The sequence below is a fragment of the Cryptosporangium sp. NPDC051539 genome (assembly GCF_044454545.1).
Classification (GTDB): Bacteria; Actinomycetota; Actinomycetes; order Mycobacteriales; family Cryptosporangiaceae; genus Cryptosporangium.
In genome coordinates this window covers 624508-635297 of the sequence record NZ_JBITDV010000004.1, presented here as the reverse complement: position 1 = coordinate 635297, position 10790 = coordinate 624508, and the positions used below count along the sequence as shown (strand labels likewise).

Below are 10790 nucleotides of genomic sequence, written 5' to 3'. Positions count from 1 at the left end.
GTGGGCGGCCCGCCCAGGACGACGCTGACAGGCGAGCGCGCCTCCTTATGGCGGGATCCCTGGGGCCACGGCGTCGGCGCGCTCGACTGTCAGCGCCGCCCTGGGCGGGCTCCAGGTGAGGACGGGTCGCCGGTGGCGGCGTTTGGAGGTCGGGTGCGGCTTCTTTGTGGGGAATCCGGTTCGGCTGCGGCGTCGGTGGCTCGACTGTCAGCGCGCCTGGGCGGGCTCCGGCGCGAACGTGCAGCGGCCCCTGCGCATTGCGCAGGGGCCGCTGAGGGGGTGGATCAGGCGGCGGCTTTTTCGACTCGCCGTGCTTCGAAGCGCTCGCGCTTGGGCCAGCGGACGTCCCAGACCCAGCCGGCCTTCTCGAACAGCCAGATCAGGCGGGCCGACGTGTCGATCTGACCCTTGTCGACGCCGTGCCGCGCGCAGGTCGGGTCGGCGTGGTGGGAGTTGTGCCAGGACTCGCCGAAGCTCAGGATCGCCAGCGGCCAGAAGTTACGGGCCTTGTCGTTCGACCGGTACGGCTGCTCGCCGATCACGTGGCAGACCGAGTTCACGGCCCAGGTGACGTGGTGCACCAGCGCGACCCGCACCAGGCCGGCCCAGAAGTACGCGGTGACCGCGCCCCACCAGGACCAGGTGACCAGTCCGCCGATGACGGCCGGGCCGAACAGCGAGAACAGCATGATCGGCACGAAGTTCTGCTGGATCCGGCGGATGTCCTTGTCGCGGATCAGGTCCGGGGCGAACCGGCGCGCGTTGGAGTTGTCGCGCTCGAACAGCCAGCCGACGTGCGCCCAGACCAGGCCCTTGAACAGACCCTTGGTCGACTCGCCGAAACGCCACGGCGAGTGCGGGTCACCCTCCTGGTCGGAGTACTGGTGGTGCCGCCGGTGGTCGGCGACCCAGCGGATCGGCGCGCCCTCGACCGACATCGTGCCGGCGATCGTCAGCGCGATCCGCATCCAGCGCTTGGCCTTGAACGCGCCGTGCGTGAGGTAGCGGTGGAAACCGACCGTCACGCCGAAGCCGGTGACGACGTAGAAGACCGCGAAGATCGCGACGTCGACCCAGGTGAGGCCCCAGCCCCAGACCCACGGCACCGCGGCGATCACCGCGACGAACGGGACGACGACGAAGAACCACAGGAACGCGATCTCGATGTTGCCTTTCCGCCCGAACGTGATCGGACGCTGCCCGGAACGCTTGGTGTCGGAAGTCTCCGGGGCCGTCTCCGGGGCCGGAGTCACCGCTTCCGCGGTCGCGGCGGTCGTCGGAGTCATGGATAGTCCCTTCAGCATCGTGGCCGTGCGGTCGCGTCGCAGTAACCGACGCCTACGGAAGCGTAACCTACGCACCCGTAGGTTTGGCAAGTATCCGCGCGGAAGGACTCCGCGAGCGTGGTTGTGGAAGAATCGAGATGCATTCGGCCGTGGTGTAAGAGGCAGCACAGCGTCTTTTGGTGTCGCTTGTCCGGGTTCGAGTCCTGGCGGCCGAGCTTTTCCTCTTCTGCGGACCTCTAAGTAGCATGCGGCTGACGAGCTAGCTGCCTAGATCCCCAGGAGACCGTTGTGACGAGCCCGGCCCGCCCGGCTGCCGTCGTGATCCTCGCCGCCGGCGAAGGTACCCGGATGAAGTCCGACACCCCCAAGGTCCTTCACGAGCTGTGCGGACGCAGCCTGGTGGGGCACGTGATGGCCGCAGCCGGTCGGCTGGATCCGGCGCACCTGGTGGTCGTCGTCGGTTTCCAGCGTGAACGCGTCGGCGCGCACGCCGTCGAGCAGAACCCGCGGGCCGTGACCGCGGTCCAGGACCAGCAGCTGGGTACCGGCCACGCGGTCCGCTGCGCGCTGGCCGAGCTGCCCGCCCTGGACGGGCCGGTCGTCGTCCTGAACGGCGACACTCCGCTGCTCACCACCGAGACGCTGCAGGCGCTCGTCAGCGGGCACCTGGAGGCCGGTAACGCGGCCACGGTGCTCACCGCGTCGGTGCCCGACCCGACCGGCCTGGGCCGGATCGTCCGCGACCCCGAGGGCCGCGTCCGGCGGATCGTCGAGCACCGGGACGCCACCGCCGAGGAGCGCACGATCGCCGAGATCAACTCGGGGATGTACGTGTTCGACGGCAAGCACCTGGCCGCGATGCTCGATCGGCTCACGACCGACAACGACCAGGGCCAGGAGTACCTCACCGACGTGCTCGGGCTGCTGGTGGAAGACGGTCACCCGGTCGCCGCGATGGTGGCGCCCGACTACCGGGAGACGCTCGGCTGCAACGACCGGGTGGAGCTGGCCGGTCTGCGCGCGCTGCTCCGCGACCGGCTGGTCACCGTCGCGATGCGTGCCGGTGCGACCGTCGTCGACCCGGCCAGCGTCTGGTTCGACGTCGACGTGCGTCTCGGCCGCGACGTCGTCGTGCACCCGAACGTCCAGCTGCGCGGCGCGACCGTGATCGAAGACCGGGCCGAGGTCGGCCCGGACACCACGCTGATCGACACCCGTGTCGGCGAAGGCGCGTCGGTCGTCCGCGCGCACGCGGTCCAGGCCGAGATCGGCCCGGACGCCACCGTCGGCCCGTACGCCTACCTCCGGCCGGGGTCGGTCCTCGCCCGCAAGGCCAAGGTGGGGACGTACGTCGAAACGAAGAACGCGACGATCGGCGAAGGCTCGAAGGTGCCGCATCTCACGTATGTGGGCGACGCCACGATCGGCGAGCAGTCGAACATCGGCGCGTCGAGCGTCTTCGTCAATTACGACGGCGTGAAGAAGTACCACACGACGATCGGAAGCCACGCGCGAACGGGAAGCGACACGATGTTCATCGCTCCGGTCACGGTGGGTGACGGTGCCTACACCGCGGCCGGCTCGGTCATCACCGAGGACGTGCCCGCGGGCGCGATGGCGGTGGCCCGATCCCGGCAGCGCAACATCGACGGGTGGGTCGAGCGCCGTCGTCCCGGCACGCCCGCGGCGGAAGCTGCGGCGACTGCTCGGCGCGTCGCGTCCGGGGAAGGTACCGTCGAGGAGTCGAATCCTCCTGCCGCGACCGAAATCCCCGGTGCTGGCAGCGACCACTAGATCCCCGGACACGCCCCCTCACCGGTCGGACCGCTGCCGCCCGGCTGCACTGAAAGTGACGCAGAACCGATGGCAATTCACGCCAAGAGCCGGAAAAGCTTGGTGCTCCTGAGTGGTCGAGCGGCTCCGGAGCTGGCTGCGGAGATCGCTGTCGATCTCGAGACCGAAGTGACGCCGACCCGGGCGTTGGAGTTCGCGTCCGGAGAGTTGTTCGTCCGGTTCGAGGAGTCCGTCCGCGGGTCCGACGCGTTCATCATCCAGAGCATGTGCGCTCCGGTGAACCACCACCTCATGGAGCTCCTGCTCATGCTGGACGCGGCCAAGCGTGGTTCGGCCAAGCGGGTGACGGTCGTCGTGCCGTTCTACCCGTACGCGCGGCAGGACAAGAAGCACCAGGGCCGGGAGCCGATCTCGGCCCGGCTCGTCGCCGACCTGCTCAAGACCGCGGGTGCCGACCGGATCCTGACCGTGGACCTGCACACCGCGCAGATCCAGGGATTCTTCGACGGCCCGGTGGATCACCTGTTCGCGCTGGACCTGCTGGCGCGTTACGTCAAGGAGCGGTACGCGGGGCGCGACCTGACCGTCGTGGCTCCCGACTCCGGCCGGGTGCGGGTGGCCGAGCGCTGGACCGACGTCCTCGGCGGGACGCCGCTGGCGTTCATCCACAAGACGCGTGACCCGCTGGTGCCGAACCAGGTCGTGATGAACCGCGTCGTCGGTGAGGTCAAGGGCCGCACCTGCATCCTGGTCGACGACATGATCGACACCGGCGGCACGATCGCGAAGGCCGCCGACGCGCTGCGGGAAGAAGGTGCGGCCGACGTCGTGGTCGCCGCGACGCACGGGGTGCTGTCGGACCCGGCGACCGAGCGGTTGAAGAACGGTCCGATCAGCGAGGTGATCCTCACCAATACGCTGCCGATCGGCCCGGAGAAGGAACTCGACAAGCTCACCGTGCTCTCGATCGCCCCGTTGATCGCCCGCGCGATCCGCGAGGTCTTCGACGACGGGTCGGTGACCAGCCTCTTCGGCGGCGCTTCTTAGTGGGCGGCCCACCCAGCACGACGCCGACTGTTGGGTGGGCGGCCCGCCCAGGACGACGCTGACAGGCGAGCGCGCCTCCTTATGGCGGGATCCCTGGGGCCACGGCGTCGGCGCGCTCGACTGTCAGCGTCGCCCTGGGCGGGCTCCGGGTTAGGGCGGGTCTCGGGTGGCGGCGCTCGGTGATCGGGTGCGGCTACTTTGTGGGGAATCCGGTGGGGGTGCGGCGTTGGTGGGCTGACTGTCAGCGCGCCCTGGGCGGGCTCCAGGTCAGCGCTCGCGGCCTCGGGGCGCTCGGAGGTTGGGTGCGGCTTCTTTGTGGGGGATCCGGTTGGGGTGCGGCGGTGGTGGGCTTGGCTGTTGGTGGGCTCTGGCGGGCTTTGGGTTGGTGGGTGGTTTGTCTGTCGGTGGGATTCGCTGATGTCGCGGGTGGTGCTCTGGCGGGCTCGGACTTCTTTGCTGGGCGGGGGCGGGTTCGTCGTGGCGAGGTGCGGCGGGTTAGGATAGTGGGGTTGCCCGGCGAGGGGGCTGTGTCGCAGGCTCCGTGATCGACGCGCTGATTCGTGGTTGCGTCGTCTGCGGTGCCCACGACACGGCCCCTCGCCCAGCACGCCAATCGATACTCACGCTTGCGTTCGAGGAGTTAAGTCGTGTCCGAGGTCCGAATCGCCGCCGAGCCGCGCACTGAGTTCGGCAAGGGCGGCGCACGCCGCACGCGCCGGGCCGGAAAAATCCCCGCCGTGCTGTACGGGCACGGGCAGGCGCCTCGGCACATCGCGCTGCCGGCCCGAGAGTTCACCAACGCCATCAAGCACGGTGCCAACACCCTGCTGACGATCGAGATCGACGGCGGCAAGGAGCTCGCGCTCCCCAAGGCCGTCCAGCGTGACCCGATCAAGTCCACCATCGACCACGTCGACCTGCTGCTCGTCCGCAAGGGCGAGAAGGTCACGATCGACCTCCCGCTCGTCCTCGTCGGCGACGTCGAGCGCGGTGGGCTGGTCAACCAGGACCTCAACTCGCTCTCGGTCGAGGCCGAGGCCACCAACATCCCGGACGGCGTCGAGGTCAACATCGACGGTCTCGAGATCGGCAAGCAGCTGCTGGCCAAGGACGTCGCGCTGCCCAAGGGCGTCACGCTGGTGACCGACCCCGAGGCTGCCGTCGTCGGTGTCGTCGCTCAGCAGAGCGCGGCGCAGGCCGACGCCGAGCTGGTGGCCGCCGAGGCCGAGGCCGGTGTCGTCCGCGACGAGAAGCAGACCGCCGACGCTTAAGGGTGAACGTTCGCCCGCGGGTGTCTGCAGCAGACCACTGCGCTCGGGCGCCTGAGGGTGAACGTTCGCCCGCCGGTGTCTGCAGCCGACCGGTGAGAGCTGGCGTCTGATTCGTTTTTTGAGCGGCCGGGGCCCGATTCGGGCTCCGGCCGGACTCGTCTCAGGGAAGGAACCATGGCCGACGACCCGTGGCTCGTCGTCGGGCTGGGCAACCCCGGCCCGAAGTACGCCGGTAACCGGCACAACGTCGGCCAGATGGTCGTCGACCTGCTCGCCGAGCGGGCCGGCGGACGTTTCACGAAGCACAAGTCCCGGGCCGAGGTGGTCGAGGGACGCCTCGGGGGCCACCGGGTCATCCTGGCCAAGCCGCTCTCGTACATGAACGAGTCCGGCGGCCCGGTCGCCGGACTACGCAGCTATTACCACGTGCCACCGGAGCGGACGATCGTCGTCCACGACGAGCTCGACATCGCGTTCGACACCGTCCGGCTCAAGCAGGGCGGCGGCGACAACGGGCACAACGGGTTGCGCTCGATTTCGACGTCGCTCGGCACCCGTGACTACCTCCGGGTGCGGGTGGGCATCGGCCGCCCGCCGGGCCGGCAGGATCCGGCCGACTTCGTCCTGCGCGACTTCAGCAGCACGGAGCGCAAGGATCTGCCGCTCCTGGTCGACAACGCGGCGGACGCGGTCGAAGCCCTGTTCGGCGCCGACCTGGCCACCGTCCAGAACACCTTCCACGCCAAATAGCACGTATATTGTCCCTTATGTCGGGGGACCTGGGTGTGGCTGACCAGCTGTGGGACGGGCTGGTCGATCAGCACATGGAAAGCATCTGGGGCATCGCGACCACGGCGGGCCTCGACCGGGGCGACGCGGCCGTCGTCTCGCAGCTGACCTGGCTCCGGATGGCCGAACGCTGGCCGACCGTGAAAGCGCTGGCCAACGCGAAGGATCCGGCCCGGCACCCGGTCGAGCAGCCGACCACGCAGGTCGACGAGTGGATCCTGCACGTCGCCCGCTCCGAGGTCGACGCCTGGGTGCGCGACGAGCGCCGCCGGGGCCACGAGGCCCTGTTCGCCGACGGCGGCGTCGTCCGCCTGGCCCCAGGCTTCGCCCCCGCCGGCCCCAGCGGCGCCCCGGCCGTCGCCGGCAACGCCCCCGCAAGCCCCGGCAACGCCCCCGCAAGCCCCGGCAACGCCCCCGCCGGCTCCGGCAACGCCGGCTCCGGCAAACCCCCCGCAGCCTCCGGCAACGCCGGCCCCGGCAACGGCTCCGCTGAGCCCAGCAACGGACCCGCCGAGTCCGGCGGCTCGCCCCGATGACGGCGGCCGGGCGGCCGATCTCACGGATCGGTCCGGCGACGCTGCCCGAGGACGTACCGGCCGAGCCGCCCGCACAGCTCGAGCCGGACGAGATCGCCGGGCTCTCCGGGCTGATCGACGAACCCGCGGTCGAGGACGACGCACCGGAGCCCCAGCCGGTCCGGCGTCCCGGCCGTCGGATGAACCTGACCCCGGACGAGGCCGCGATGCTGGTCGGCGCCGCCGCGAGCGGTGACCACAGCGCCTGGGACGCCCTGGTCGACGCTTACGGCGGCCTGATCTGGACCGTCGCCCGCAACCACCGGCTGAGCCCCGGTGACGCCGGAGACATCAGCCAGACGACCTGGCTGCGGCTGGTGGAAAACATCGACCGGCTCAGCGACCCGAGCCGGGTCGGCGCCTGGCTGGCGACCACCGCGCGCCGGGAGTGCCTCCGGCTGCTCGGCCGGTCGAAGCGCACCGTGCTCTCCGGCGAGGAGCTCGACCCCGGCTCCGACCGGCTCCGGATCGCCACCCCCGAAGCGGACGCCGCCCTGCTCGCCGCCGAGCGCGACGCGGAGATGCGGACCGCGTTCGGCCGGCTCACCCCCCGGTGCCGCGAGCTGCTGCAACTGCTGCTGATCGACCCGGCCCCCAGCTACGACGAGATCTCCGCCGCCCTCGACATCCCGATCGGCAGCATCGGGCCCACCCGGGGCCGCTGCCTGGAGAAACTTCGCGGAATCGTCGAGGACACAGGTATCAACCCGGCGACCGCCGGCTCTTCCTAGGAGGTAGCAAGTGTCACCGGAACCGTTGCGTAGGGCCCACTCCTCCGAGGAGAACGCCCGGCCGTGGGACGTCCGGGTGGACGAAGGAGGGCCTGTGAACGTCGTGCCGGATTCGGTACGCGCGGCAGCGCGTCGTGCATTCGAGGCCCGTCCGGTCGATACGCTCGTGGCGGACCTGATGTTCGACTCGGTCCTCGACCACGACCGTCGCGCGGCCGCCGACCCGACCGTGCGGACCATGCGTTTCGGCCATCGGAACGGTGGGGCCGACCTCCGCGTCACCGACGCCGGTGACGGACGCCGGATCAGCCTCGAGGTGCTTCCGGCCCAACGGGCCTCGGCCGAGGTGCGCTGTACCGGGTCCACGTTCACGGTCACCACCGACGACGAGGGGCGCGCCGAGTTCGACGTCCCGGTCGGGCTGTTCAGCCTGGTGCTCCGACCGCTGCGCTCGCCCCAGGCCAAGCCGCTGCAGACCTCCTGGGTGCGGCTGTGAAATCCCCCGTCCGGTGGATCCGAACCGCCGATCGCGCCCGGTGTTCACGAGGTTTCTCAGCCGCTAGCCTCGGAGTCGAGGTGTCGAGCCAGCGGCGCCGGTCAGGGGGTTACGCCAGGTGATTACCGACGCGGATACGGTCGCGGAGCGGATGACGTGCGACTCGGATGTCGAGTTAGCGCGCCTCCTGGCGACGCACGCGGGAGTGATCCTGCTCCGCCTGCGCACCCGCCGTCCGGTCCCGGCGAGCCGCCTCAAGGCCGAAGGAGACCAGCGTTCGCACGACTTCCTGGCCGCGGCGCTGGCGAAACTGCGCCCCGGTGACGCGGTGCTCTCGGAAGAAGGCACTGACGACGAAGCCCGGCTGAGCGCCCGGAGGGTCTGGATCGTCGACCCGCTCGACGGCACCCGGGAGTACTCCGAGCTCGATCGCGACGACTGGGCCATCCACGTCGCGCTCTGGGAAGACGGTGAACTGGTCGCCGGTGCGGTCGCGCTGCCCGGTCTGGGCCCGACCCTGAGCAGCGAGAACCCGCCCGCGTTGCGTCCGGCGCCGGCGCGGCCCCGCATCCTGGTCAGCCGTAGCCGTCCGCCGTCGTACGCCGAGGCGGTGGCCGAGAAGCTCGACGCCGAGCTGGTGCCGATGGGCTCGGCCGGTGCGAAAGCGATGGCGGTGCTGCGCGGCCAGGCCGAGGCGTACCTGCACGACGGGGGCCAGTACGAGTGGGATTCGGCCGCGCCGGTGGTCGTCGCCCGCGCCGCCGGCCTGCACACGTCCCGGGTCGACGGGTCCCCGCTCGTCTACAACAACCCGAACCCGTACCAGCCCGACCTGCTGATCTGCCGCCCCGAGCTGGCCCAGCCCCTGCTGGCCGCCATCGGGGCGGCCCGCTGAGAACGACGCTGACAAGCGAGCGCGCCTCCTTATGACGCTTCGCCGATGTCACGACGTCGGCGCGCTCGATTGCCAGCGCCGCGCTCAACGGGCTGCAGGCCAGAACAACGGCGGCCCCGGCGGGCCGGTTACCAGCCGCCCCACCTGGGCCAGTCTTGGTCCCAGGGGGTGCGGCGTTGCTGCCAGGTGGCGTCTTCCCACTGGTCCTGGGGCCAGGTCTCGGCCGGCTCCGCGCTCCGGCCGACGGTGGCGGTGGCGATCGGTGAGAACGCCCCGGCGGTGTTGCGTCCGTCCACGGCTCGTACCCGGTACTGCACGCTCGTTCCCGCGGTCAGACCCCGGTCGGTGAACTGGTAGCTCTTCGACGTCTCCCAGGGCCTTGCCGACGCCCGCCCGCGGTACACCATCGCCGAGCCGCGGTAGATCTCGTACGTGACGACCGGGTCGTCCAGGTCCTCGACCCCACGCCAGGTCACGGTTACCGCGTCCGCCCCGCTGTTGGAGACCGTGGGCGCGGCCGGCGTCGACGGCGCTTTCGACGTCGAGGTCGTCGTGAACCGGGTCAGCCCCTGCTGGGGCACGTCGTTGACGGTCGTGAACTGACCGCCGACCCAGAGCGACCGCCCGTCGCTGGCCATCGCCCGCGGCCCGAGCTTCGACGGCGACCGGGTCGCCGGGATGTTCGGGTCGCCGCCGTTGGTGGACGGGAACCAGTACTGGATCGACGTGCTGCTCCCGCGGGTGGTCTGGGCCATCAGCCGGTAGTAGCGCGGCTCGGGCAGGTCGGTGGCCTGCTCCGGGAAGCCCCCCGCGGTGTCGTTGCAGTTGTGCGCGTGCGACCCGCTGTAGAGCAGGTCACCGTGCAGGGCCAGCGCCCACGTCGCCCCGAGGCAGCTGTCGAACCACTTCAGGACGCCGGTCTGCGGGTCGACCGCGGCCCGGCCGTCCCAGGTGCCCTCGCCGTTGGACGAGACGTAGACCGCGTTGCTGTCCACCGCCATGTCGGTGATGTACGACGTGCGGGGGACGCCACGCCAGGCCCAGGCCGTGCTCGCGCCGGTGGCCGGGTCGACCGCGCCCAGTGCGTGCTGGGCGACGCCGTTGAGCGTGTCGTAGTTCCCGCCGACGACCAGCCGGCTGCGGTCGGCCGACAGCGACAACGCGAGCACCTCGGCGTCGGCGCGGGCGGCGAACGGAAGGACGACGCCGGTGCGCGCGCTCAGCGCCGCGAGCCGCTGCCGGGGCTGGCCGCCGGCCTGCACGAACAGGCCTCCGATGTACACCGAGTCGGGACCGACGGCCAGCGCCCGTACCCGCGAGTTGATGCCGCTCGGGGCGAACGTCCGGTCCAGCGCCGGGTTCGAGGTCGCCGCACCCGCGGTGCCGAACGCGGCGACCTTCGTCCGCGGCAGGCCGTCCACGCTGGTGAAGTCACCGGACACGTAGATCTTCGACCCGTCCGGAGACGCCTTGATCCGGTAGATCGTGTCGCAGCTGTAGTACTGGGCGTCCCAGTCGACGTCGCAGGACACGTCCGGCTTCGAGACGCTGAACGCGTACCGGGGCGACGAGAACGTGTGCGAGAGCGGCAGCAGGTCGCCGGTACGGGCGTCGAACGCGGCCAGGCTGTCGCGAGGCTCCTCGCGGGTGCCGGGCGCCGCACCGGGCGGACGCACGGCCGAGAAGTTGCCGCCGATGTAGACGACCCCGTGGACGATCGTCACCGCCCACACCGTGCCGTTGGTCTGCCACGTGGGCTGAGCGTCCGCAGTGAAGACTTTGGTCGTGGCCGTACCGGCGGCCGTCGCCGGGTGGGCGGAGGGGAACACCGCCGCGAGCAGCGCGAGCACTGCGAACACAGTGAGCGCGCGGCGGATTCGGGCTGAGGGAGGACGCACGTTTCTCC

General features: G+C 70.8%; 10 protein-coding genes and 1 tRNA gene. 9 read left to right on the top strand and 2 right to left on the bottom strand.

What is annotated here, in order from left to right:
* Nucleotides 1-284: 284 nt before the first annotated feature.
* The gene (locus ACIBZJ_RS16550) at nt 285-1286 is read right to left on the bottom strand and encodes an acyl-CoA desaturase (RefSeq protein WP_395930204.1); all 1002 of its coding nucleotides are present in this window, start codon (nt 1284-1286) and stop codon (nt 285-287) included.
* A 143-nt stretch (nt 1287-1429) separates the two neighbouring features.
* On the opposite strand from ACIBZJ_RS16550, the gene ACIBZJ_RS16545 reads away from it, so the two are divergent.
* The 9 genes from ACIBZJ_RS16545 to ACIBZJ_RS16505 all read left to right on the top strand — a co-directional run bounded on the left by ACIBZJ_RS16545 (nt 1430) and on the right by ACIBZJ_RS16505 (nt 8884).
* Nucleotides 1430-1501: transfer RNA gene (locus ACIBZJ_RS16545), tRNA-Gln, on the top strand.
* 73 nt (nt 1502-1574) lie between these two features.
* On the top strand, nt 1575-3080 hold the full coding sequence (gene glmU, locus ACIBZJ_RS16540) for a bifunctional UDP-N-acetylglucosamine diphosphorylase/glucosamine-1-phosphate N-acetyltransferase GlmU (protein ID WP_395930202.1): 1506 nt from the start codon (nt 1575-1577) through the stop codon (nt 3078-3080).
* Between the two features lie 69 nt (nt 3081-3149).
* On the top strand, nt 3150-4127 hold the full coding sequence (locus tag ACIBZJ_RS16535; RefSeq protein WP_395930200.1) for a ribose-phosphate diphosphokinase: 978 nt from the start codon (nt 3150-3152) through the stop codon (nt 4125-4127).
* A 647-nt stretch (nt 4128-4774) separates the two neighbouring features.
* A complete protein-coding gene (locus ACIBZJ_RS16530; RefSeq protein WP_395930198.1) occupies nt 4775-5398 on the top strand; it encodes a 50S ribosomal protein L25/general stress protein Ctc in 624 nt (207 codons plus the stop codon).
* Nucleotides 5399-5572: 174 nt separating this feature from the next.
* Entirely contained in the window at nt 5573-6148 is a 576-nt protein-coding gene (gene pth, locus ACIBZJ_RS16525) for an aminoacyl-tRNA hydrolase (protein ID WP_395930196.1), read from the top strand.
* 35 nt (nt 6149-6183) lie between these two features.
* On the top strand, nt 6184-6723 hold the full coding sequence (locus tag ACIBZJ_RS16520; RefSeq protein ID WP_395930194.1) for a hypothetical protein: 540 nt from the start codon (nt 6184-6186) through the stop codon (nt 6721-6723).
* Nucleotides 6720-7493 carry an RNA polymerase sigma factor gene (locus ACIBZJ_RS16515; RefSeq protein WP_395930192.1) on the top strand — a complete coding sequence of 258 codons (774 nt, stop codon included), beginning with the start codon at nt 6720-6722 and terminating at the stop codon, nt 7491-7493. The genes ACIBZJ_RS16520 and ACIBZJ_RS16515 overlap by 4 nt, the downstream gene beginning before the upstream one ends.
* A gap of 94 nt (nt 7494-7587) precedes the next feature.
* Nucleotides 7588-7989 (top strand): hypothetical protein, encoded by a 402-nt coding sequence (locus ACIBZJ_RS16510; RefSeq protein ID WP_395930190.1) that lies wholly within the window; start codon nt 7588-7590, stop codon nt 7987-7989.
* Nucleotides 7990-8140: 151 nt separating this feature from the next.
* The gene (locus tag ACIBZJ_RS16505; RefSeq protein ID WP_395930188.1) at nt 8141-8884 is read left to right on the top strand and encodes a 3'(2'),5'-bisphosphate nucleotidase CysQ; all 744 of its coding nucleotides are present in this window, start codon (nt 8141-8143) and stop codon (nt 8882-8884) included.
* A gap of 128 nt (nt 8885-9012) precedes the next feature.
* On the opposite strand, the gene ACIBZJ_RS16500 is transcribed toward ACIBZJ_RS16505, so the two are convergent.
* Nucleotides 9013-10734, bottom strand: a complete 1722-nt coding sequence (locus ACIBZJ_RS16500; protein ID WP_395930186.1) for a hypothetical protein — start codon at nt 10732-10734, stop codon at nt 9013-9015.
* Nucleotides 10735-10790: the final 56 nt, after the last annotated feature.